Origin of the sequence: Aliikangiella coralliicola (assembly GCF_007004725.1) — a bacterium.
Classification (GTDB): Bacteria; Pseudomonadota; Gammaproteobacteria; order Enterobacterales; family Kangiellaceae; genus Aliikangiella; species Aliikangiella coralliicola.
On sequence record NZ_ML660170.1, the window covers coordinates 54,930 to 80,149 of the forward strand.

The window sequence follows — 25,220 nt, forward strand, 5'->3', positions numbered from 1 at the left end:
ACTCGTTCAAACAATACTAAAGAAAAAAAATTTGAGTGGTTAAGATAAATTCGGTTCGCAATGCAACAAATTCGGCGCCATGATTTTGCATACAATATTTTAGCTTGCTAGAATCTCAAGATTAAATTGGGGTTTAGGATAAACTGGGGATCAAGAATAAATATGACGTATCAAACAAACGATAATAATCATTTCACCGCTAGTGACATTATGAACGAGATCGGTGTGCAGCAGATTGTTTCAATGTTCAACCTGCTTTCAGATGTACTTTTCTGGATTAAAGATGCTGAAAGTCGCATTGTCTTTGGTAATCGTTATTTTCTGGAGCACGTCGGCGTTTCAAGCCTGGAGCAAGTTATCGGCTGTGACGATTTTGATTTTAGTCCGCCTCATATCGCGCGCCAATTTATCGTTGACGATCAAAAAGTAATGTCAGGCAAATGGGTGAATGACCGTTTAGAAATGAACCTGTCCAAATCCGGTGACATTGCCTGGTTTGTGACCTCAAAAAGACCATTATTCGACTCTCAGCAGAATATCATTGGCTCCTATGGCATATCACGACACCTTGAGAAAAGCTCTTTAGTGCTAAGTGGGATGGAGGCAATTAAAGTGCCGGTCAACTACATCAGACGCAATTACATGCACGACATCCGGTTGAAACAACTCGCAGAAATAAGCCACCTGTCAATAAGCGCACTAGAGCGGCGATTTAAAAAGCACCTGGGTAAAACCCCGAAACAGTTTATCAATGAAATAAGGCTTGAAAATGCTCGTCGAATCTTGGTAGAAACTACCTTGCCCATTTCAGTCATCGCAAATGACGTGGGCTTTTCTGATCATAGTTATTTCAGTCGTCAATTTTCGAAGCAATTTGGCGCTTTGCCATCGGCGTTCAGAGAAAGCTGTCAGTAAATCATCTAGCGATTGATCTCGGTGGCAGTTCCTTGAATCATCAATGATTTAAAATCGAGCTGTCTCGGTTTAAATCTTTTTCTGGTTTCGTTATCCTGAACCGATAATGGTGCGACAGTTAGAAAGGCCTGTATATCCCTTGCACTATCAAGCAGGCTCTTATACTCATTATTGGATGCTGTTCGCGTTGGAAAAATACTCGCATCTCCCAGCCAGGATTTATACTCGGCGACAGAAACAGATAATGTCTGCGCAGTCTTGCTGATAATCAAGTCGCTCCGAATACTTTGATAATAGCTTTTAACAAACGCTTCGATGAGTTCGGGATGTTCATCAACAACAGTTTTCTTCGCGACAATTAGGTCATATATTGCTCTTGGAAAATCTGAGCTAGTACTTGCAACATAGGCGTCTTCATCAAGCGCCCCATCAATGCTTGGATTCCAACCAACCACAGCAGAGTAACGCTTATCTTCTTTAAATAACAAAGGAGCTAACGTCACGCTTTCATTCACAATCTGCACATCATCTAAAGTTAAACCATGGGAACGAAGAAAATTATGCAGCAACCAAAGCGAAATTGTATTGCTGGCTAATAAGATCTTTTTGCCTCTTAAATCACTGATTTTTTTGATGTCATTTCGAAGAATAATTTTATCTCCACCATTGCTATAATCTGTAACCCCCAGGATCACCGTCGGCGTTTTACTGGGTTGAATTGAAATAAAATCGTAAAGCGTCATAAATGTCACATCTAGATTGCCAGCCCTGAACCATTTTAGTGACGTTTCATACTTTTTAATCTTATAATCAAAACCATCAAGTAAGTGACTATCTTTCATCCCTTCAGTGATGCTCCAGACAGGCCAATCTGAAGAAAATAGTTTAGGTTTAGAGTGAACGGCGGCAAAGTTTGATAAAAATATGATTAACAGTAAATAGAATTTCATTGAGCTCTCATCTGTTTGCCCCAAAAAAGTATATTGCAGTGCTCAGTAACCGAGAAACTAAGAAACCAAGAAACCGGGATTAACTCAGTTTAGCAACCCGGTTTTATGATCCGACTGCTTTATTTATCCGATATTATCTATTCAACTGTAGCATTTGATATTAACTTAAGCTAATTATTAGCCTGGTCACTATCAACTTTTTTGCTCAGTGAATTAAGAAATAAAACGATCTCTTCAGGATCAAGTATACGTTTATCGATCCCTAAGTCGATCGCGGCCTGGGGCATTGCGCTAACAAGTGATGACTCAGGAGACTGGACAACTCCAAAGCCGCCCGCTTGCACAATGTCAAGTAATCCATCTGCCCCGTCTTTATTTGCGCCACTCAATAATATTCCGACACAACGCGCGCCAAATACTTCTGCCGCGCTCGAAAAAAGAACATCGATCGAAGGCCGACAAAAGTTAACTTTTTCATCTAGCGAAAGAGAAAAATTCGTTACGTTTTCAATCAATAAGTGATAGCCGCAAGGCGCTACAAAAATACTCCCCAAAGTTATCTTCAGCTTATCCGTTACCTCTATGACATTGAGAGGTGACTTATCTCTTAAATTCCGCGTGATATTTGGATCAGAATCAAAGGCGCAATGAATAGCGATGATGACTGGAAAGCAATAGTCGGCCGGTAAGCTGGTAATTATTTGATGGACTGTCTTAATCGAGCCTGCGGACCCGCCTATTAAGACCACACGTCCAATCGGTTGATTCATGTTGCTTTACGTTGGTAAATTCTGGACTCATCGTCAATAACTTTGAGCGATCTAAAAATACGAGAGGTGTCCAAACTTTCCTTTGCACCAATGACGAGATAACCATTATTAACAACGGAATCGAATAATAAATCAAGTACTCTATTCTGCAAATCGAAGTCGAAATAAATCATCACATTACGGCACAAAACCAACTCGCAAGAACAAAATACGCTATCCTGTACTAAATTATGACTAGTAAAATGAATATGATCTAATAAACTCTGTGACAGTTTTTGTTTTCCATAACCGGTCGAGAAGTATCGACTCAAACTATCAGCCCCTCCACTCATTTGATAACGCATAGCGTCTTCTCTTTGCAGGTTTTTCCGCAATACTCCCGACTTGGCTTGCTCTAATGTTTCGGTATTAATATCCGTTGCGTAAATTTTTGCTCTATTCAGTAGTCCAAATTCCTTGAGAATGATCGCAATCGAATAAACTTCTTCTCCACTAGCACAACCAGCTACCCAAATATTAATCCGGGGAAAACTCGAAAGATAAGGAAACACCAACTCATTCATTTTTAAGTAAGAGTGAGGATGACGGAATAAATCGGAAACATTAACCGTCAAATCGTTGATTAATTTTTGACGGTAGTTTTCGTTGTGAGCCAGTAGCGGAATTAATTCTGAAATTGATTTGAGTCCGACAGAGTCAATATAAGCCTTAACTCTGCGCTTTAATGAAGACTTGGCATACCCTGAGAGATCGTAACCGGAGAAAACTTTGATCGCCTCAACTAATAAGTTAACTTCTCTTGTTTCAATATCGACCTTTGAATTCATATCAACACATCGCTCCATAGAGCTTACAGCCATAACTTAATCATTGTAAGCAATTGATCGATATCTACCGGTTTAGTTAAGTAGTCATTGGCACCCGCCTGTATACATTTTTCTTTATCACCAGGCATCGCATTCGCTGTTACAGCTATCATCGCTAACTCTTTATATTCTGCCTGTTTTCTTATTCTTCGCATTGTTTCATAGCCGTCCATTTCAGGCATCATGATGTCCATTAAAATTAGTTCAATATCATTTTGCTCATTCAACAAGTCAATGCATTGTTGACCGCTGGAAGCTAAGCGAACCGTGAGTTTGTTTTTCCTTAGCACCTTCGCTAACGCAAATGTATTTCGCATATCATCATCGACTAATAAAATAGTCCGTCCCTCAAAGTCATTATCTGTGACATCTAACTGTATTTTCTCATCGTTTCTTTCAACTAGTGAATCACCTTCAGTCTGACTCGATAGCTGATTAGCAAACAAATGAACTTCGTCGAGTAACCGCTCTGGAGAGCGTATCGATTTAGTAATGATGTTACCGGTAAAAGGCTCTAGCCTTTCAAGTTCAGTATCAGAAATATCTTTGCCTGTATAGATAAACACCGTGGGCAACTCAATTTTTTCCTGTGATGTTTTTTCAAGCAATTCAAATCCCGAAATATCTGGCAAATTGAGATCGAGTATCATCGCATCATAAGAAGTGTTTTTTAGCTCTTCAAGTGCTTGATAACCATTATCGATGCCTCGGATGTTGACATTCTCTTTTTCAAACAATTTTTTTAGTGCATATAGGGTCGCCTGATCATTTTCAACTGCGAGAATTTCGACTCGTTTGTTTTCCTTATTGAGAGATTGAATTATTTGAGCAAGTTTTTGATTGCTAACGGGTTTCGTCGCGAAACCACTCAACTCAAGTTCATTGACATTTTGAAGATTATCAAGCGCACTAATCATATGAACGGGAATATTTTCGAGTGAAGGTGTTTTACGCATTTGTCCAAGAATTTCGCCGCCATCTAATCCCGGTAACATATAATCTAAAATAACGCCGCTAACCGGGTATTTCTCAGCTAATGCCAGTCCGGACTCTCCGTCTGTGGCAACAACAGCCTGGCAATTTTGCTTATGACAAACATCTACCAGGATTTTCAAAAATTTAACATCATCTTCGATAACCAGGACCAACTTTTTACTATTATCTAATCGATCTCTATCATCGGTGAAAGGCGGTGGCGTCGGGTTGATTTTATTAATTGCGACAGGAGTTACTGGAGAGTCGTCTGAAGTAAAAGTGGAAGGCTCTGACAACATGACTTGTTTGTGTTCTAATGGTAAAAATAAACTGAAAGTAGAACCGCTTCCAGGCACGCTTTTTAACTTAATATCACCACCAAGCAACCTGGCAAAACTTAATGCGATAGAAAGACCTAAACCGGTTCCACCGTGAGTTCTACTGGTTGTTCCATCTGCCTGCTGAAATGCCTCGAATACAGCTTCTTGCTTGTCTTCTGCAATACCAATACCCGTATCTATCACACTAAAACTAAGCACTTGGTTTTGATCGACAAGAATACCTTCACTGTGTTTCACTGTAACATCTAATAAAACTCTCCCATCCGCAGTAAATTTAATCGCATTACTGATCAGATTAGTAAGTATTTGCCCCAATTTTTTACCGTCGGTCACGACAAATTCAGGAACGTCTTTAGCACAACGAATTTCAAAATCAATTTTCTTGTCTTCCGCCATATGCTTAAAGCGACCATTCAAAACAATCATAAAATCACTGATTCTCACATCCTCAGCAATCAGCTTCATCTGACCCGCTTCTACTTTAGACAAATCAAGAATTTCATTAATTAGCTCTAATAAATTATGACCGCTTTCCTGAATAATCTTTGCTGACTCAACTTCATCATTCGACAAATGGCCTTCATCATTTTCAGCCAATGAACGTGCAAGAATTAATAAACTGTTAAGCGGCGTACGTAACTCATGGGACATGTTTGCCAGAAATTCCGACTTATACTTACTCGCCTCCTCAATCGCTTTCGCTTTTTCTTCGCTATCCTTGTGTGCTTTCTTTAAGTTTTCTTGTTGGCGTCTCAAGTCTCGGCTTTTCTCTGACAAGGCTTCGTTAGTGACACGAAGTTCTTCTTGCTGGGCCTGAAGCTCTTCAGATTGACTCTGGCTTTCCTTGAGCATTTCTAACACGTGATCTCTTTGATTAAGTGTAATTAAAGTTACTGCTATGTTTTCTGAACTCTTTTCGAGCAGTAACTTTGCTTTGGACGTCACGTCATCTAGCCATGCAAGCTCAACAACAGCGATTGTATCTCCATTGTATACAAACGGAAAAATCAAAATTGACTTTGGCGGGCTCTCTCCTATTCCAGACTGAATGACCACGTAGTTTTCCGGGACATTTTCTACTAACAAAGGTTTCCCTTCTTTTGCAGCCTGGCCGATTAACCCATCACCTAGCTTGATTCTAGTTCTCTGATTTTGACTGGTATCTAAACCAAATGAGCCTCTTAATCGTAGTTCGGAATCCTCTGCCCAATAAAAAGCGCCGTGTTGCGCCTGTAAATATCGAACGAGTTGACTAAGTAAACTTTGTGCTAATTCCGACTTATCCTGTGCACCACGCATCAAGTTGTTTAATTCTCGAATACCACTTTCGTACCATTCCCTTTCACTTATTTCTCTTCTATTTCGTTTGATATTGGAAAGCATTTTATTGTAACCACTGGCAAGTTCCCCAATTTCAGTCTGATCTTCTATGTTGACCTCTATGTCCAGATTCCCCAAACTCGCTTCACGGACGCCCCCGGTTAATTTTAAAATCGGCTTAACAATTTTTTGAGCAATTGGTATCGCAATACACAGGATAATCAATATACTCAAAGAAGTTAGTATGAGAAAAATCTTTAATAATGTTTGAGTTGTCGAATAAACATGTTGTGTTTCAACCTGTGCAACAACGCCCCATACGACATTCGCAATTTGAATTGGTTGAATGACGGCAAGTAACTCTCTCCCCTCGGGTTCTCTATAGGTAACATCCTCTTGATTTGCATCGACTATTTCATTGTCTTTAATGTGATGGTTAAACCAGCTATCAATCTCTTTCGATTCAAATCGAGTTGACAATGGTGCCTTTCCTGTAGAGCGAGCGACACTGGTCCTAAACACATGATCTATCCCTACCAGAAAAATTTCCTCTTTTTGCGACTGAATTGTCGAAGCTTGCTCGGAAACCAGTGTATTCATTGTATTATCGGTAATTTCCAGAACTAATACTCCGCTGACATTCCCCTCATCATCAATCAGTGCTTTGGTAAAGAAACCATAAACTTCGTCATCCGCTTCAAAATATTCAAGGTCCGAAAAAAAAGCGTCTTCGCTTTTCAATGACAACTTAACGCTTTTTGATAACCTTGTTGTTGATAACTTTTCGGAGAAAAGGTTGGTACCTAAATCTGAACTTTTTTTCAATGTGAATAGTATATTCCCTTGACTATCGACTAGCTTCACATCGGAGTAGCCATATGTTTTCCCAAAAACCTCTAAGTCTCCCCCAAGCTTATCGATAATTGAATTCCATTGATAACCTTTAACAAAAGTTGCGATCGTTTTATCACTTTCTTTAAAAGCACTTTCCAGAAGCTTAAGAAACTCGACGTTTGAATAGCGATCAGATTCAGCATATAAATCTTTTATCATTATCTCGAAATATAAGCTGATAGATTTTGATTGAAGCAACGCTAGCGCTTTTAAGTTTTCAATCGCCGCAGTTTCAACCTCATTGCTAACATAACGATAGCCGATTCCTGATAGCATCAATAGTGGAAAGATGGCCATTGAGACCATATTGATGAGTAGCCGTCTCCCTAAACTTTTTTTACTTTTTATTTTTTCGGTTTCGCTCATTGAAAACAACCCTGTTTACCCTATCGACAAATGTATTAGTCATCTAAACCATTGGGGAGTCTTTCAGACTGGCTAACATAGTTTTCTAACCAGATCCGTAGTTCGTTAATAGGTAGCGGTTTGCTAAAATAGTATCCCTGTGCAAAGTCACAACCTTCTTGTTTCAAGTATTCTAACTGCGCCGCTGTCTCGATCCCTTCGGCAATAACTTTTAGTTCAAGGCCATGAGCCATCGCAATGATGGCTCGAATAAGTACCATGTCTTCTTTAACGTCAGGAATGCCAGTAACAAAACTTTTGTCTATTTTTACTGTGCTGATTGGGCAGCGTTTCAAATAACTCAAGGCAGAATAGCCGGTGCCAAAATCATCAACTGAAAACTCAATTCCTAAATCGTTAATCGCTTTTAATTGCTCACTGACTTCTCGTGAATCGTCTAACAGCAACCTTTCAGTAATTTCAATCTCTAAGTTTTCTGGCTTGATCTTCCTGGTTTTTATCGCCTTAAGGACAGTTTTGTACCAAATTGAATTCCTGAACTGTAATGTTGATGCGTTGACCGCAACCTTAAGCGTTAGTGGCAATACTGAGGATAACTCTGAAATAACGTCAACAGATCGTTCAAATACCCAGGCGCCTATATTATGAATGAGCCCGGTAGATTCAGCGATGGGAATAAAGTACTCGGGAGAAACATTGCCCAACTCAGGATTATTCCAGCGTAGCAATGCTTCAACACCAACTATTTTTTCCTGTTGCGCATCGACCACCGGTTGATAATAAACGTCAAATTCGTCTCTTTCTATAGCGTGTCGAAGTAACTTTTCAACTTTAACTCGCTTATGAGCCGCCGCATCCATTTCCTCAGAGAAAAAGCTAAATGTATTTTTACCAATTTGCTTCGATTTATACATAGCAATATCAGCGTAATCCACCAATTTTGAAGGATCATCAATTTGCTCAGGATAGACGCATACGCCGATACTCGCGCTTAATACGATTTCTTCGTTTTCGATTAACATGCACTTCTTTGATGCATGTAAAACTTGGCGAATCCTACCAATCAGGTTTTGTGAATCTTCAACGTCGGCAAATAAAATGACAAATTCATCGCCGCCAAAACGGGCTACGGTATCTGTTTTTCTGACAAGCTTGGTAAAACGATCTGCAATTTTGATTAGCACTGCGTCGCCAATTTTATGTCCCAGGCTATCGTTAACAGATTTGAATCCATCTAAATCAATAAACAACATCGCAAACTGGGTTCCATCTCTTTGCGATCTGGCTGTTGCTCTCTCAATTTCAAGAAATAACCGGCGACGATTTGGCAACCCGGTTAGAAGATCGTGATCGGCGAGAAATTTATTTTTATCCTCTAGTTCATTTCTTGTTCTGATCTCTTGTTCAAGGCCAAATTTTAAACGCCATAACTCCATGAACAAGGATATTTTCGCCGATAATATATCGGGTTGAACAGGCTTTGTAATATAGTCAATAGCACCGGAAGAGTATCCTCTTAATACGTGTTGTTCATCACGATGCACAGCTGTAATAAATATAATGGGGATATTTTGTGTTTGCTCTTCTTCTCTTAATAATTCTGCAGTTTCATACCCATCCATAACAGGCATTTGTACATCTAACAAAATCAACCCAAGATTGTTGAGTTCGATAGCCTTGCTTAACGCTTCCTCTCCAGACTCAACATCAATCAGTTCTGCGTCAATCGATTTCAACAAATTTTTTAACGCGAAGCGGTTAGCTGCTATGTCATCAACAATGAGAATTGATGGCCGAAAATTACTTTTAGTGTTAAGACGCATGAATTAATCACTTCCCTATCTCAATCATTTATAATAAGTTAATCTATTCCCGCCAGCTTTTTTGGCTGCATACATCGCATCGTCTGCATGACTGAGAATTTCATCAATCGAAGTACCATCCTCAGGAAACGACGCAATGCCAATACTCGCGCCGATATTGATCGGCTTCGAATCAAATAAAATTGGTTTTGAAATTTCAGTAATAATTTCTTCGACTTTATTTTTAATGTCGATAACGCCTTCGATATCGCTCATCAATATAACGAATTCATCTCCACCGATTCTTGCGAAAGTGTCATACTGCCTGATTATTTTACTAACTCTTGCAGCGACTTTAACCAGTGTAAAATCTCCAGCTTCGTGGCCTAAATCATCGTTAACTTGCTTAAATCCATCGAGGTCGATCATCAAAACAACCATTCTTTTTTCGAATCGAACAGAACGGTTAATTTCTTTGGCGAAGGCATCCATTAACTCGCGTCTGTTCGGCAAACCCGTCAGTTCATCATGATGAGCCAAATGCTGTAATCTGATTTCTGCCTCAGTACGCATTTTGACTTCTTGTTCCAAAACAGATCTGAGACGCCAGAGATCGAGAAACACCCCAACCTTAGATAACAATATCTCAGGTACTATCGGTTTAGTTAAATAGTCCGCGGCTCCATATGAGTAGCCCTTGAGGATTTGAGTTTCGTCACGATGAATTGCAGTCACAAAGATTATCGGAATACTTTCAGTTTCTTCTTCGTCTTTCAATAACTCAGCAACCTCGTAGCCATCCATTTCAGGCATTTGAACATCAAGTAATATTAATGCGAGATTCTTTAATCCCACTGCTTTATGTAGCGCTTCTGCTCCAGAGGTTGCTTCAACAATATTCGCCGAAAAACTCTCCAGCAAACTTCTTAGAACCACGAGATTCATTCTCATATCATCGACTACCAGAATATCCGGCCGAATTTCTTTCACTGTCATAAATGGAAACTCAAATAATGATTAGATTAGAGTATAGCTCAATATGCCTATTTCGCATTGAGCAAAAAACAAGCAGAAACTCCCACTGTCAGCGGGAGGCGAAGACGGGTTTACAGGATGGTTAAATTTTAATCCAACATTGACAAGACTTTGCTGACAGTATTCCAGTTTCTCGCGGTTACTGGAACGCCGATGGCTTTTTCAACTTTGGATGCCAACTTGGAGCGGCCTATTCCGTCTGGGGCGTATAAGTAGAAAAATCTGTCAACCAGCTTAAATTGTTCTGTCGTTGATTGAATTTTTTTCAAACTATCGAGATTGGGATTGTCCGGTCGCGTCTCTGTGAAAAAGCAATGAAGCAACTTCCCATTTGTGGCGTCAAAGGGATTATTCTGAATCGCTTGAATATAGTCAGCGCCGCTTATTAACAGGATGCTGGGCGTGAAAGCATATCTTTCATTAATAGCAGCACCTATTTCACTCGATAACTTTTCAAAGGATAATCCTTTTCCCTCGAAAACCACGTTACCACTTTGAATATAGGTCTTAACATTTTTAAGGCCCAGGTTTTCAAGTATCAAAGTCAGTTCGTTCATCGGCAAAATATTTTTACCACCGACGTTGATACCGCGTAAAAATAGGACATTTTTTTCCATAAGGACTCCCAGTCAGCTATTTTAGATCATCTATTCCTGGCCACGAAAAAACTAAAAGAGAACCAACTTAATTACCCAAAAGCAATCTCACCCAGAATGCCCAGGTCAGACTAATTCCGAAAACATAACTTGCCAGGAAAGTGTGGTATCTTCTTGAGTTTGTTAGCAAACCTATAATGCCTAGTACGACAAAATGTAAAACAAAAGGTAAGTAAAATGGCGGGTTGAGCAATTGACCGCGCAATGCTGTTAACGCTATATCGCTCAGGTTTGAGGCAATAAACAGACCTAAAAACCAGGGTCTGTTTTTCTCAAATATTAAACCGTAGTCCTGAACAGTATTTTTCTCTATTGGGTATAAAACAACACTCATTAAATAGAAAAAAACGGCCCAAATCACAACCACCAGAAAAAACTCAAAGCTCCACTCAGTAAAGGTATTGAGCTGAAAGAACACCCACCAATTTAGCACTAAAACCACGAAAAGCGCGAGGCTCCACATAATGTGGACCAGATCCAACGAAAACTCACTTCGGCGATTAATCATACGACCAATTCCGGTGAGAATGTTCGCAATACCTAAACCTAAAACTAAAGAAACCAGTACCGCAACGTATTCAAACTCAGACATCAACGTGTTCTCATTATCAGGCAACCAGCTAACGGTTCTGGTTTAGCGCTGTAAATTATTATTTTGTTGATTGCAGCCTAATCGAAAGAACATACAAAATCAACAAGTTAGCCGGGAGCTTCAGAGACGCTTAACAGACCAAAGCCGAATATTGTCTGTGCAGCAATCTCTATCCTGTTATTAAACAGAACTTCCAATGGCTTACAAACAGTGCAATGTGTTTCACATAATTTTTCGAGCACCACTGATAAAAGGGCAATTGACAATGTCAGTTTTCTGTCTACGTAATTTTACTGAATAATACTTTTTGTCTACGTAGTTTTACGCAAGTTGGTTAGCAATAATGCCAAGTCAAATTCACCACACTCAATATTAATTAAATTTAAAACGAGGTTACTCGAAGTTAATAATTTGTGTTACAAAAATGCTTAACTGCAAATTAAGATTTTTGTACTAAACTTTATCGTAAATCTTACTTTGGGTTTTTAGTTTCATTTCGATTCAGATAATAATCCTGTTTAAAGGCCCTCAAATTAAAGGTACATAAATTCTGTGAAAGATGCTTACACGGTTCTCTGCACGAGATTTGCCTTTGCCAGTTTTATTTCACTGTCCTTTCTAATCGTTATCAATTCAAATCCCGTCATAGCCGATAGTAGAGTGATGGAGGTTGAACAACTATTCGATTTGCCCTTGGAAGATCTACTCGATGTCAAAGTAAAAAGCCCTTCTCAATTGAATACAGAAATTAACATGGCACCCAGTATTATTGCAGTTATTACCGAGTCTCAAATTAAAGCCATGGGAGCAAGAACACTATCCGATGTCTTAAAAATGGCGCCGGGCATTCAACTGCTCAACCGTCGCAACGGGCGAGATATGGTTTGGATTCGCGGTATTCCCAGCGGCCGTAACACAAAAATCATGTTGCTCATCGACGGTGTTCCCCAGCGTGAAGTTATTTTTGGCGGCTGGTCACCTGACGAGCAGGTTCAAATTAATAATATTGCCAGAATAGAAGTGATTCGCGGCCCGGGTTCTGCACTTTATGGAGGCGATGCTTATTCTGGATTGATCTCCATCTACACAAAAGAAAAAGTGCCGCAAAAGACAAATGTAACGGTTGGTGTTTCCAGCTTCGACGGCCAACAGGCAAAGATCAGCACCGGCCATGAATTTGAACAGGCAAAGTTTTTATTTTCTGCAAGAGCAATGGACCAGGAAGGTTATCAACAGCAAAGAGACAGACGGGGAAACCTCTCCACCCATGATAATAATGTGGAAGCGACCAGTTTTACCGCCAAACTACTGAATGAAAACTGGCAAATCGCTTACATTTATGATGACTACACCACTGAATATCCACTCTATTCTTCTCCACAATATAAATCTCAGCAATATAGAACCAACAGTTTTTATCTGAAAAACAATCATGAGTGGCGCCAGGTTTATCTGGAAAATCAGCTCTATCGTTACCAGGTAAAACGTTTTTTTGACAGAACTATCAGAAACGCTGATGAAAGTCTTAACTTCGCGTCTTTTTCACAGTTAGATACGCAACTCACGGGAATTCGTAGTCAGTTGACTTATGCCTTTAATCAGCAACACCAAGGGGTATTTGGTGCTGTTTACGAGCGTCGTGCAGTTGACGAGTATCATGAAACGATCACCGTTCGTAATAGTTTGTCTACATTGGAATTACAATCGATTATTTTGCGCCAGGGAGACCGAACACCTGAGGCAGATAATTATGCACTTTATGCTCAAACAGAATCGTTATTTCTTGATAACGCGTTAGCATTGACTTTGGGCGCTCGAATTGATCACTTTGAAGAATTCGACAATGAAACCAGTCCCAGAGTCGCTCTCACCTATCAGCAAAATGATCAATGGTCTGCAAAACTCATCTGGGGCGAAGCTTTTCGGCCACCGACGTTTCTGCAACAATATGAAATTCGCAGCGATGGAAATTCTCCCGGCAATCCATCGGTAACGCCTGAACTCATTGAAACCTGGGAAACCGAGTTTGTTTATCATTTTGATCTGAAAAATAATCTAAGTATTCGTTACTTCGAAAGTCATTTAAATAATTTTATTCAAACGATTGGCGGAGCCGCCTATGAGAACATTGACAAGACAATGCAGGTTCCGGGATTCGAATTAGAATTTAATGGTAAAGTGAAAAAACACTGGGAAAACTTTCATGAATTGGGGCTCAGTTTTAATTTTACGCGAGTCAATACCACTGAGGCATCAGTCGCCAAAAACAACGCCAATTTAATTCTATTTGCTCAAGACAACAATAAATCCCTCTATCTAGGTATTAACTATTTAGACAAACGGAATGCGAGTGACCTTTACCATACGCGTGTCACTATTCCCGAAGTTCGCGCACAAAATAACAAACAAAGCTATTGGATTTTAGATGCAAACATTCAATTTAAAAACTTGTGGCATTCTTCTTTTCAATTGGAGCTTGGGATCAAAAACGTCTTAGATAAACAACACTATAATCCCACCTATGCGCCGGATAGTTATTATGACGTTCGTAAAGAACCGAGAAGCATCTCACTCAACTTAAGCTACCAGTTTTAATCATTTGGTGCGCATTCACTTTATTGCGCGCTCCCCATTAGAAACTAGCCAGGACGCCCATCAGCTCTTTTGCGAATTAGCATCATAAAATATCGGATTACAAACAATCCGTAAGCAACACTCCACAAGGCCGCTGACAGGGTCAAAATGAAAATGTAGTCATCACTTAAACTGGTGCCAAATACGCGCACAATAAAAGCAAAAGTAACCGCCAAAAATGCCGCCGCCATGACTTTGCCGACCACAATCATACGGCCAGTATGACCTAAAGAAACTCGTGAGATCATTGCCAAGATCATCGTCCCCATCGCCCCTACCGTCAAAACATGGAGTCCTGCAGAAAAAGTAATCTGATTAAACAGATAATGGGAAGATAACAATATCATTCCTAACGGAATACAGAAGTAGCTAATATGAAGAGACCACACCAAAGGAACTTTCGTTGTCACCCAAAAACGCCAGCGAATAAATCGAACTAAATGAATAATGCCGGCCAGCAACGTCACCAATGCCATTAATTCCGATGGCAAACTGACACCCGAAATAAAAATCAGTGCGACCAAAATCATGGAGCCTATCGATAACCGTTCAATCCACAGATTAGGGTTAACTTTTTGAGTACCGGTGCCATTGGCGGTGAACATTGGAATCACCCTGCCCGCCATAATGCACATCAACAATGTCACCAACATAATCATCGCATAGCTGCTTTTAGCGGCAAGCAACATATCTTGATTGATTAATCCCCAGTGCATCACAAAATTAGACAAACTCATCGCAATTAATAACGGAATAAAAATCAGGTTGCGGTACATTTTCTTTGCCAAAATAGGCATCGCCAGGAAATAAGCTGCACTCGGAATAAAAGCGAAATCAATCGCTGCAACAATCCACGGAGACAGATCTGGATTAACTAACAATATCGCGCGGCCGGTAAGCCACAATGCGACCAGATAAAATAACCGCCAACCTTTTACGCCAGGGATACCGGTCCAGTTTTGCACTGCGGTTAATAGAAAACCAACGACAATCGCAGCAACAAATCCAAATAGCATTTCATGGGAATGCCACCAGAAACCATTACCATAAGGTTGAAAATCTAATCGACCAGACAGAACGGCAATCCAGATTAATAGCGCAAGAATACTGAATGAGGCACCCAATAAAAAGAAAGGACGAAACGCTAATGCCAGAATCGGCGGCGGTTGTTTTTGATTCGCTGTTGCGTTATTCGTTAACATGATTCAATAAACCTCTTTTCAACCTGCAATGTTAAGTAACTGGCTAATTTGAGCGCGTTTATTATCTGGAATTAAATCTGCCAGAGTGTACTCATCCAGCTTTTCGAGAAAAGCAGTTAACGCTTGATCAAAGATGACTTTTAACTGACAGCCCGGAGTAATTATGCAATTGGCACCATCTTTAAAACACTCCACCAAAGACAAATCTTGTTCAATATCACGCACTAAATCGCCAATGTTGATTTCACTGGGTTCGTTTTTCAGCTTCAGGCCACCATTTTTACCGCGTACAGCAATCACATAACCTTTGGTATTTAACTCCTGCACTATTTTCATCAGATGGTTTTTAGATATCTGATAACTATCTGCGATTTCTTTAATCGTTGATAGTGTGTCGCCTTTTGCCGCGAGATACATCAGCACACGCAGCGAGTAATCGGTGTAACGAGTAATATGCATATAATTTATTCTCTACTGTCCATCATTGGTATTTTTCAACGATTTAAAACTTTTTATCAGGAATTCAAGAGTACGCCTAACTCCTAACTCCTAACGCCTAACTCCTAACGCCTAACTCCTAACTCCTAACGCCTAACGCCTAACTCCTAACTCCTAACTCCTAATTCCTAATTCCTAATTCCTAAGATTTTATCGCCAGAATGATTGATCCTTTTAAAAGATTCATCTATTATACATCTTTTAAAGATGCATGCAAAATACATCTTTAAAAATCTCACTGATAACAACCGAGCAATAACTCTCAATCATTGGAGTCAACCATGAACACTGTCGAGTTAACACTCAGTCGGCAAATCGACAGAATTTCTTCGTCGCTGGCGGTGTTACACCAGCACCAAGCAGCAAGTTGTGATGCCAAAACAACCCTTGTAACCACTGTTTTAGAAAACTACGGAGGTGTTTTATGACCAAAGATCTTGCCACTAGCAGCCAGATAACCAATTACCGTCGGTTATGGTGGACACTAATTTGCACCCTGGCGATTACCTTTGGGATCCTGGGTTATTTCGGCCAGGAAATTTACCGAGAAGCTCCGCCTATTCCAGCCAAAGTGGTATCCGAAACAGGTCAGGTGCTGATGACTAAAGAATCGATTCTCGACGGCCAGACAGCCTGGCAGTCAGTTGGTGGTATGCAACTCGGCTCCATTTGGGGACATGGCGCGTATCAAGCGCCGGACTGGACCGCAGATTGGCTGCACCGTGAGCTAATCACCTGGTTGGATTTAGCGGCACAAGCTGGTTTCAATAAGCCCTACGAGCAACTCAGCGGTGAACAACAAAACACACTGCAATACCAGCTTACTCAGGCATACCGCAACAACAGTTACAATTCGGATTCCGATACGCTGATACTTTCCGAACGGCGTATCGAGGCTATCAAACTCACTGCCGATTATTACAATCGCCTGTTTGGCGGCGCCAAAGAGCTGCAAACAACTCGCCGAAGTTATGCGATGAAAGAAGTCACTTTACCCGATGACGAGAGAAGAGCGAGGCTAACCGAGTTTTTCTTCTGGACCTCATGGGCGGCGGCAACCGAGCGAACGCCTGACGGTGCCACTTATACCAATAACTGGCCGCATGAACCGCTTATTAACAATCAGCCTACCGCAGAAAATATTGTCTGGTCAGTCATCAGCGTCGTGCTATTAATCGCAGGAATTGGCGGCCTGGTTTGGGGCTGGTCTTTCTTGCAAAAACAGGACGAAGAAGAACCTGAAGCACCAGCGAAAGATCCGCTCACCAGTTTCTCATTAACCCCTTCTCAAAAAGCGCTAGGTAAATATTTATTTATTGTCGTTGCACTTTTTACACTGCAGGTTTTTCTCGGCGGTTTTGTTGCCCATTATACAGTCGAGGGTCAGGGATTTTACGGGATTCAGACTTCCGAATGGCTTCCTTACAGTCTGGTAAGAACCTGGCATATTCAAGCTGCGCTATTCTGGATTGCTACCGGCTTTTTAGCGGCAGGTCTTTTTCTGGCACCGATTATTAATGGCGGTAAAGATCCAAAATACCAAAAGCTTGGCGTCAATATTTTGTTCTATGCTCTGTTAGTGGTGGTTGCTGGCTCTTTTATCGGCAACTATCTTGCGATCGCCCAGATAATGCCAGCCGAACTCAGTTTCTGGTTTGGACATCAGGGATACGAATATGTCGACCTGGGTCGAGTCTGGCAAATTGGAAAGTTTGTCGGCGTCGTACTTTGGTTAGGGTTAATGTTGCGTGGTGTTGTCCCGGCACTGCGTCAACCCGGTGACAAAAATCTATTGGCCCTACTCACCTTATCTGTTATTGCTATCGGTCTATTTTACGGCGCTGGTTTCTTCTACGGAGAACGCACCCATATTTCAATTATGGAGTACTGGCGTTGGTGGATTGTACATTTATGGGTTGAGGGATTCTTTGAAGTTTTTGCCACCGTTGCGTTAGCATTTATTTTCTGCAACATGGGACTAGTTTCCAAACGTGTCGCAACAGCCGCTTCGTTAGCTTCTGCATCATTGTTTATGCTGGGCGGCGTGCCGGGAACTTTCCACCATCTCTATTTTTCAGGAACAACCACACCGGTAATGGCGGTTGGCGCAACTTTTAGCGCGCTAGAAGTCGTTCCTTTAATTGTTCTCGGTTACGAAGCCTGGGAACATTGGCGTCTAAAAGATCGCGCCCCCTGGATGGAAAATGTGAAGTGGCCGTTGCTCTTTTTTGTTGCAGTTGCTTTCTGGAACATGTTGGGTGCAGGCGTACTTGGCTTTTTGATTAACCCACCAATTTCTCTCTACTACATTCAAGGCTTAAACACCACGGCGACTCATGCTCACGGTGCCCTGTTCGGCGTTTATGGATTCCTGGCCCTTGGGTTCACCTTATTGGTGTTACGCTACATTCGTCCGCAAATGGTGTTCGATGAAAAACTGATGAAAACCGGGTTTCAATGGTTGAACGCAGGCTTGGTACTAATGTTGTTCACCAGTTTATTGCCAATCGGTATCATTCAATTTGTCGCGAGCGCTTCAGAAGGCTTGTGGTATGCTCGCAGCGAAAGCTTCATGCAGACGGATTTGTTACGAACGCTTCGTTGGATACGTACCATCGGCGATGTGGTTTTTATCATCGGTGCCTTAGCGGTAAGCTGGCAAGTGGTGAAAGGACTGTTTTTTACTCCCTCGCAAGAAACTCAGCCTGACGTACAAGCCGGTCATTCGGTATTGACTACTGCGAGTGAAACACGGTCTTGAGTCTAAGTTAGGAATTAGGAATTAGGAATTAGGAATTATTAGAAATTTAATTTGTTGGGTTAGTCTGAGACTAACCCAACAGTTCAAGGAATCGTTCAGATAAACATAACCTTCGTTGACAAACCTTTACCGCGATTGATGCAAAGGCAACGTTCTGACTTTTTCGCCGCCATTAAGCAATTCATCCAGCGTTAGCTTATAACTGGGTGCAAAAATTTCCAGAAAAGCATTTACCTCCGGCATATTAAAACCTGAAAGTCTCGCGGCGATATCCTCTGCGGCTTTTGAAAACTCGCTGTTCCCAGCTTTTAATTCTTCCTGACATTTTAAAAAGGCTGCGACCGTATCCGCGCCTTTAATAATACGTAGAATATCGGGCGAAATTTCTGATGTTACAACTAAGCTGGTAAAATCTTCTTTTAAATCATCCGGTAGTAATCCGATCAATTCTCGTTCTGCTTGAATCTCAACGTCTTTGAACGCTTTTTGCATTCCCGCAGAATGATATTTAATCGGTGTCGGCATGTCCCCTGTTATCACTTCTGAAACGTCGTGATACAAAGCGGTGGTTGCCACCAGGTTAGCGTCATATTGACCGCCAAATCGTTTGTTGCTTATCAACGCCATCGCATGAGCAATTGTCGATACTTCCCAACTGTGCTCCATCACATTTTCAGGAATCGCGTTACGCTTTAAACCCCAACGAATAATCCAACGTATTTTACTGATATAGGCAAAAAAATGACTTTGCCTTGATGTTTCTTTTACCTGTTCATTCTTCACAGCGTGTTCCTCGTTAAACCTGTAGCAATCTCAGAAAAATCAGACTTGTTCAATTGAACCAAACCAATTTCCCTGCAGATTGTTTGGAATATTTGTCGACTGGTCCATTCTCCTATAATCTTTAACTAGTTTATCAATTAAGGCAAGTCTGTAAGACAAATGTCATTAATCATTTTCTGGAGCCAGAATCATGAAAGAGTCGACGCCATCAAACAAATTAATTAACGAACTGATCGGCTTTCGCAAAGACTTGCATCAAAACCCGGAGTTAGCATTTGATGTTAATCGAACCAGCACCATAATTGCTGATCGACTTGAAGCCGCCGGCCTGACCGTTACCAGAAATATCGGTAAAACAGGATTGGTGGCGACATTGTCGCAAGGCTCAAAATCAACAAAGAGCAATAACAGAGCTGTTGGTTTTCGAGCAGATATGGATGCCTTACCGATTACCGAAGCAAATCAATTTAGTCATCGCTCAACGGCACAAGGTAAATTTCATGGTTGCGGTCATGACGGTCACTCAACCATGCTGCTTGGCGCTGCTTTACAGTTGATAGACGACTCAGATTTTGAAGGAACCATTCATTTTATTTTTCAGCCCGATGAAGAAAATGGTACTGGTGCAGATGCAATGATTAACGATGGCTTATTCGAAAAATTTCCAATGGACGCAGTATATGGCTTACATAATTTACCTGGTCTGCCCGTTGGGCATTTTGCCATTCAGTCTGGTCCTTTTTGTTCATTTGAAGATAATTTCGAGATTACTATTCAAGGACGCGGTGGGCATTCTTCAATGCCGGATAAAGTCATCGACCCAATTGTTATCGGTGCGAGCATTGTGATGAATTTGCAATCAATTGTATCGCGATTTGTTCCGGCAAGTGATCATGCAGTCGTTTCGATAACCGATTTTCAAACCGACGGCGCGCGTAATATACTCGCTAGCAATGTTACTATCAGCGGTGATTGTCGAGGTTTTGATAAAGCGACCTCAGTTTTGATAAAAACAAAAATGGAACAAATCATCAGTCACACCTGTGCCGCATTTGGTGCGAAGTTTTGTTTCAATTATTCAACCTCTTTTGAACCCTTAGTCAATCACGCAGAACAATCCGAGATATGCGTTAAGGCTGCGGGAAATTTACCCGATGCGACAATCGACGGCAATTATGGTCGCGTAAGCTTTTCGGAAGATTTTGCAAAAATGTTAAAACAAAAACCCGGCGCCTATATTCTGATGGGCAACGGAGATACTGGCGAGCACTACTCAAAACCATTACACAATCCGTTTTATGATTTTAACGATACTGCGCTCGCTTATGGGATCAATTATTGGTGTTCGCTAGCGATGTTAGCGATGACTGAATAGTTATCAATAACTATTCAGTTAATTTTATGTCCCACAACCTTTCTATAAAACACAGATTTTTTTAATTGGCAAATTGCGAAGTAGTCAACATTTCTTAGTTGAACTCTTCAGTTTTCCTGCTTTCTAAAGAATGTAACGAAATACGCTGGCAAAGTTGTTGTATTGCCGGCAGGAGCTAGTCATGCATAAAGAATATCAAAAAGTGTTAGTTTGCAAATCTTGTTTTCATATTCTTAGTGATGCAGATGCAATGTATCAAAATACGAAAAATGGCATGCAGTATGTCCACCGACGATGTAACGCAAACTACCAACCCGGACTCATTATTACTGGTGTCGAAGCCATTGATGATTGTCTCAATATTCTGGAGGTCAATTAATATGTTATCCCCGAAAATGATGAGAAAAAACCATGAACTGTTGGTGGCAGCTAACCGACGAATAGAAGAATTGGAAAACCAAAACAGGCAGTTAAAACTGGAAGCAAAAAACTCGGCAAGAGAAGCGAGAGAGCAAAAATTAATTGTATCAGAAATTTATCAAAACCTGGGTATTCGAAATAGTGATGATGGCGCACTGCCGGTAATTAAAAAATTTCGAGAGTTGCAATATCGTCTTAATTAGGACGTGTAAACGATGTCTCCGGTTTGTACAGAAAGTTTCCCTCCCTCTAGCTCCCTCCCATAGGGAGGGAGAATTAATTTTACCTTTTCAATTAGATTAAATTAACGACATGCAGCGCTATCAAAATCAACAACGATAGAAGCACCACCGGTTGAATTGGATACTTTAATGTAACCCCAATATTGTGAGCCGCCGGTTAAATAAATACATTCTCCGTTACCTGCATTGGAAGAACTGCCATCATTATTTGAGCCGTTCGGCCATCCCTGGTTACTGTACTCTATATCGAGATTGCCCGTGCCGTTGCCGGTTGTAATCGCAATACTGTTATGGTCTCTCACGCCGGGAATACTCAACCAGATAACAGACTGACTTGCCAAACATGCGGCATCACCGGCAACCAATCGTCCACCGGTAACCGGGTTTTCATTAGCGCAAGCATCGGGGACGTTAGACCCGCCTCCACTATCGGTTACAGTAACAGCCCCAGTATCGGTTCCCGTTTCACCATCATCATCGGTTACCGTGAGAGTTGCCGTGTAACTTCCAGCACTTGTGTAGATATGATTTGGGTTGGCGGAACTACTCGATGAGCCGTCGCCAAAATCCCAATGGTAACTGGTGATTTGACCATCACTGTCTGATGAACCGTTACTATTAAAACTGATTGCGGAGTTAACGGCGCCAGAATATGGGCCATTGGCCTGAGAAATTGGCGCCTGGTTAGAACCTCCCGCGATAGAAACGGTGTAATCTTCAACTTCCCCATCGCCGATATCACCGCAAGAAGAATTTGCCGCGGCGTTATATTTCATTGCAATTCGCATGCGCGTAGTAACTCCCGAAGCCGACGCAGGAATATTTAAAGTGGCATTGATTGCAGCGTTACTACTTTGTCCATTGATAAGTTGTTCGCCGGCACCACTAAAGTCACCATCTTGATTAAAGTCGATCCATACCGACCAATATTCCGTGTAAGCACTGCTCTGGAATCCGGGTGTGAGTGTTGCACTGTTGTTTCCAACTATCAGATTAGCTGTCTGGCCAGTAAAGTCTGAATATTCGGCCGCGCCTGAGCTATTATTCAAATTGCCGACCATTACATTCGCTATCCACTCATAACTTCCGCCTCCAGTTGCCGCGCAATAATCTGGAGTACCGCCATTGGTAATCGTAGCAGTTGTCGTTGTGGTACCTGTCGCCCCATCATTGTCGGTGACAGTCAATGTAACAGTGTAGGTTCCCGCTGCAGAATAAGTATGATTAGGATTACTCGAAGTGCTGCTGGTACCGTCACCAAAATTCCAATTTCTACTGGTGATAGTGCCATCAGGATCTGACGAGCTGTTACTACTCATCGCAATACCTTGGCCGACGTTTCCAGTGTAAGGACCATCAGTAACCGCAACCGGTGGTTTGTTATCTCCCCCGCCGCCGGCAGCTAACGCTTCAGTCCATTGGGTAAACTCACTGCTATAATTGCTTTTCCATTGATCGTACAAGGTTTGGATTGTATTCCAGTTACCCGCTCTTGCAGCATTCAAATACTTAGTCACTTCGGCAGGATGCTTTTCAAACATAAATCGAACAGCCAGATAACCCCAACGATAAATGCGATCAACCACAAAGCCATCATAAGTGGTGTCGAGCACTTGACCTAAGGTATAAGTGGAACCGTCTTTAATGGTATCAATCGCCGCCTGGTTATCATCTTTAAGCGAAATATATTCTGCGAGACCTTCGCTCCACCAAACAACTTTCACCGTCGGCGCACTAAAGCTGCCGAACATATTAAAACGACCGTCCAGGTAGTGGACATATTCATGTTCTAAATTCCACACTTTAAATTCAGGCAACAACCAATCAGCCTCTTCCGCATAAAAAGTCGCCTGATTATCGGGATCAGAAGGATCCCCCTCAAGGTAATAACCGCCGTTGTTTGTTGGAATTCCATACAAAGGACCACCGTAATTTTTATAATCCTGATCAGAATTAAAAATAATCATTAACAAATCTTCATTTAAGTCGCCCGCAACTGGATTATTTCCAGTGTTCAACCGATTATGAAAATAAGTTTCTTGCGTTGCCAATGTGGAACAGATCCCACTCATTTGTGCAGCAGTCATTTCCTGTACGCGCATTTTCAAAGTTGAACCACAAGAATTGGTGATTGGTAAAATCTGATTAATCGCCGCTTCTTTATATCCGCATACATTACTATACTCACCACACTCGCTACTGGTGTGATAATCAATTTGTGCCGCGATGTTCAACCAGACCGGAGAATATAAATCGAGTTGCGGTAACAGTTGTTTGATCAAAAACTTCGCCCGCGACTTTGTTCCTGCAATGCCAAGAAAACGACCAAATTCAGAACCAGAATTGTTATACAACCAGGCTCTGTTCGTATCCAGGATCCATTTTTTATCACGAATAAACGAAAATAAAGAATCGATGATCGAGTTATCTGCAGTGACCGCCGCTTTATATTCATCGTTAAATGAACCAAAATATAAAACGCCCAAACCGCCGTTAACCGCTGCTGTTTGCTCGTAACTTTCCGATCGCGTTTGATTGTAGTTATCAATCAGGCGTTTTGCGATCGGCAAGCCAAGCGCTGTCTCCTTAACATTCTGGATTAAGATCATAAACTCGTACAATGATTCTCCATGTTGATCCGACGAATCATACATGTGGGAGTTTCTGGAAAAGTCGCTGATTAACGCCTTAACCAGACTTTGGTGCGCGGCGCTATATTCTGGTAAATAATTAGTCGACACGTGATAATATCCGGCACGGATATACAAAAATAATTGCTCCATACCCTCTTCATTAGTGCCTTTATAATTAACAGCCGCACTTCTCGCTGCATTTAATACCGTCGTCATATTTGCCGGCGATAACGCATTCTTACTGGTGGTCGTCTGCCCAAAAAAACCATAGGTACAAACAGGATCAACAGACTTAATATGATTAACCAGCGTACTACCACTTTCGAATCCAAACTGATCAAAATTACATTCTGCGTAATCCGGCGCAGCCGCTTTGAGCTTTGACTGAGTTGAATCATGCAAAGTGTTTTGCTTGGGTAACGGATGCTTGTGTGAATGAAGTGTCGGTGGTGTTAGTCGCGGTTGTTCAAATTGACTTTTTCGTATAATCGGAACGCCATGTTCCTGTTTTTGCAATGGCATTGTGGGCGCAGATTCTTGTTTCACTGCCTTTGGCGGGGATTTAAGTTTTTCTGCAAATAATGGTGTGGTTGCGCATGTGATACCAACCCCGATCACTGTCGCAAAAACTCCTCCTAGAGCACTCTTGAGTTTCATTTTAATGTACCTCTATTTATATTAGTTATTGTAGGTATGTAACAGCACCTATTTTTGGTCCGCCTGTAAGACACAATCAGGCTGTCTAATAAATAACATAGAGCATACTTTGTGCACAATATACTTTTAGTTTGTATACAATATAAACTGCAATTTATGTCATATTTATACGTATTTCTTATTTATTATCGCAAATAAGAGATGTAAAAATTGACTCATAAAAAATTTTTGAAATCAAAATAATTGATGATTAAGACGGTATAAATTAAAAGTATGGCGTAATATTAAATAACATTAGAAAAATAGAAACATGACTTCACTTGATCGTGACTTTTACATTGGATTAAACCGAACAGGCTAAATTAAATCGGTTTTGGCTGGTGTTTAATAAGCTTGTTAACTCAGTTGTTAATCTCGTTGTTAATTCTAAAAGAGCCGTGTCTTTACTCGATAGCGCGAGTATTTCTATAAGTGCACTACCCAACAAGACAACAACCGCTAAACCAAGTTTAAATCAGTTGTTGCCTGCGTGA

Annotated in this window: 19 protein-coding genes; 7 read left to right on the forward strand and 12 right to left on the reverse strand. The window is 41.1% G+C overall.

The genetic code is table 11. From position 1 onward, the window contains the following. Positions 1 to 162 precede the first annotated feature (162 nt). On the forward strand, positions 163 to 915 hold the full coding sequence (locus FLL46_RS22365; RefSeq protein ID WP_142933927.1) for an AraC family transcriptional regulator: 753 nt from the start codon (positions 163 to 165) through the stop codon (positions 913 to 915). A 5-nt stretch (positions 916 to 920) separates the two neighbouring features. Here the strand turns inward: FLL46_RS22365 and FLL46_RS22370 are convergent, their stop codons facing one another. From FLL46_RS22370 to FLL46_RS22405, 8 genes are all read right to left on the reverse strand, one after another. Beyond that, positions 921 to 1,865 carry an ABC transporter substrate-binding protein gene (locus FLL46_RS22370; protein ID WP_142933929.1) on the reverse strand — a complete coding sequence of 315 codons (945 nt, stop codon included), beginning with the start codon at positions 1,863 to 1,865 and terminating at the stop codon, positions 921 to 923. A gap of 170 nt (positions 1,866 to 2,035) precedes the next feature. After that, on the reverse strand, positions 2,036 to 2,635 hold the full coding sequence (locus FLL46_RS22375) for a chemotaxis protein CheB (protein ID WP_142933931.1): 600 nt from the start codon (positions 2,633 to 2,635) through the stop codon (positions 2,036 to 2,038). Continuing rightward, positions 2,632 to 3,462: a CheR family methyltransferase gene (locus FLL46_RS22380; RefSeq protein WP_168204288.1), complete on the reverse strand. Its 831-nt coding sequence runs from the start codon at positions 3,460 to 3,462 to the stop codon at positions 2,632 to 2,634. The genes FLL46_RS22375 and FLL46_RS22380 overlap by 4 nt, the downstream gene beginning before the upstream one ends. A 23-nt stretch (positions 3,463 to 3,485) precedes the next feature. Further along, positions 3,486 to 7,397 carry a hybrid sensor histidine kinase/response regulator gene (locus FLL46_RS22385; protein ID WP_142933935.1) on the reverse strand — a complete coding sequence of 1,304 codons (3,912 nt, stop codon included), beginning with the start codon at positions 7,395 to 7,397 and terminating at the stop codon, positions 3,486 to 3,488. 35 nt (positions 7,398 to 7,432) lie between these two features. Next, on the reverse strand, positions 7,433 to 9,220 hold the full coding sequence (locus tag FLL46_RS22390) for a putative bifunctional diguanylate cyclase/phosphodiesterase (protein ID WP_142933937.1): 1,788 nt from the start codon (positions 9,218 to 9,220) through the stop codon (positions 7,433 to 7,435). Between the two features lie 24 nt (positions 9,221 to 9,244). Beyond that, the gene (locus FLL46_RS22395; RefSeq protein WP_142933939.1) at positions 9,245 to 10,195 is read right to left on the reverse strand and encodes a diguanylate cyclase domain-containing protein; all 951 of its coding nucleotides are present in this window, start codon (positions 10,193 to 10,195) and stop codon (positions 9,245 to 9,247) included. A 128-nt stretch (positions 10,196 to 10,323) separates the two neighbouring features. Then, positions 10,324 to 10,851 (reverse strand): DUF1697 domain-containing protein, encoded by a 528-nt coding sequence (locus tag FLL46_RS22400; RefSeq protein ID WP_142933941.1) that lies wholly within the window; start codon positions 10,849 to 10,851, stop codon positions 10,324 to 10,326. Positions 10,852 to 10,918: 67 nt separating this feature from the next. Then, positions 10,919 to 11,482 (reverse strand): hypothetical protein, encoded by a 564-nt coding sequence (locus tag FLL46_RS22405; RefSeq protein ID WP_142933943.1) that lies wholly within the window; start codon positions 11,480 to 11,482, stop codon positions 10,919 to 10,921. A 552-nt stretch (positions 11,483 to 12,034) separates the two neighbouring features. Here FLL46_RS22405 and FLL46_RS22410 point away from each other — a divergent pair. Beyond that, complete coding sequence (locus FLL46_RS22410; protein WP_142933945.1) at positions 12,035 to 14,077, forward strand: TonB-dependent receptor plug domain-containing protein; 2,043 nt, start codon at positions 12,035 to 12,037, stop codon at positions 14,075 to 14,077. A gap of 44 nt (positions 14,078 to 14,121) precedes the next feature. Here the strand turns inward: FLL46_RS22410 and FLL46_RS22415 are convergent, their stop codons facing one another. Beyond that, a complete protein-coding gene (locus tag FLL46_RS22415; protein WP_142933947.1) occupies positions 14,122 to 15,318 on the reverse strand; it encodes an NnrS family protein in 1,197 nt (398 codons plus the stop codon). An 18-nt stretch (positions 15,319 to 15,336) separates the two neighbouring features. Beyond that, positions 15,337 to 15,777: an RrF2 family transcriptional regulator gene (locus FLL46_RS22420; protein ID WP_142933949.1), complete on the reverse strand. Its 441-nt coding sequence runs from the start codon at positions 15,775 to 15,777 to the stop codon at positions 15,337 to 15,339. Positions 15,778 to 16,097: 320 nt separating this feature from the next. Here FLL46_RS22420 and FLL46_RS27210 point away from each other — a divergent pair, with 320 nt between their 5' ends. Next, complete coding sequence (locus FLL46_RS27210; protein WP_168204289.1) at positions 16,098 to 16,244, forward strand: hypothetical protein; 147 nt, start codon at positions 16,098 to 16,100, stop codon at positions 16,242 to 16,244. Beyond that, complete coding sequence (locus FLL46_RS22425; RefSeq protein ID WP_246119384.1) at positions 16,241 to 18,577, forward strand: nitric-oxide reductase large subunit; 2,337 nt, start codon at positions 16,241 to 16,243, stop codon at positions 18,575 to 18,577. Before FLL46_RS27210 ends, FLL46_RS22425 begins: the two co-directional genes overlap by 4 nt. A 126-nt stretch (positions 18,578 to 18,703) precedes the next feature. On the opposite strand, the gene yfbR is transcribed toward FLL46_RS22425, so the two are convergent. Further along, positions 18,704 to 19,360, reverse strand: coding sequence for a 5'-deoxynucleotidase (gene yfbR, locus FLL46_RS22430; protein WP_142933951.1), 657 nt, complete (start codon positions 19,358 to 19,360; stop codon positions 18,704 to 18,706). Positions 19,361 to 19,550: 190 nt separating this feature from the next. On the opposite strand from yfbR, the gene FLL46_RS22435 reads away from it, so the two are divergent. The 3 genes from FLL46_RS22435 to FLL46_RS22445 all read left to right on the forward strand — a co-directional run bounded on the left by FLL46_RS22435 (position 19,551) and on the right by FLL46_RS22445 (position 21,358). Beyond that, the gene (locus tag FLL46_RS22435) at positions 19,551 to 20,735 is read left to right on the forward strand and encodes an amidohydrolase (protein WP_142933953.1); all 1,185 of its coding nucleotides are present in this window, start codon (positions 19,551 to 19,553) and stop codon (positions 20,733 to 20,735) included. A 181-nt stretch (positions 20,736 to 20,916) separates the two neighbouring features. Next, positions 20,917 to 21,114: a hypothetical protein gene (locus FLL46_RS22440; RefSeq protein WP_142933955.1), complete on the forward strand. Its 198-nt coding sequence runs from the start codon at positions 20,917 to 20,919 to the stop codon at positions 21,112 to 21,114. A 1-nt stretch (position 21,115) separates the two neighbouring features. Next, positions 21,116 to 21,358 carry a hypothetical protein gene (locus FLL46_RS22445; RefSeq protein ID WP_142933957.1) on the forward strand — a complete coding sequence of 81 codons (243 nt, stop codon included), beginning with the start codon at positions 21,116 to 21,118 and terminating at the stop codon, positions 21,356 to 21,358. 101 nt (positions 21,359 to 21,459) lie between these two features. Here the strand turns inward: FLL46_RS22445 and FLL46_RS22450 are convergent, their stop codons facing one another. Then, positions 21,460 to 24,687, reverse strand: coding sequence for a collagenase (locus tag FLL46_RS22450; RefSeq protein ID WP_142933959.1), 3,228 nt, complete (start codon positions 24,685 to 24,687; stop codon positions 21,460 to 21,462). Between the last annotated feature and the right edge of the window lie 533 nt (positions 24,688 to 25,220).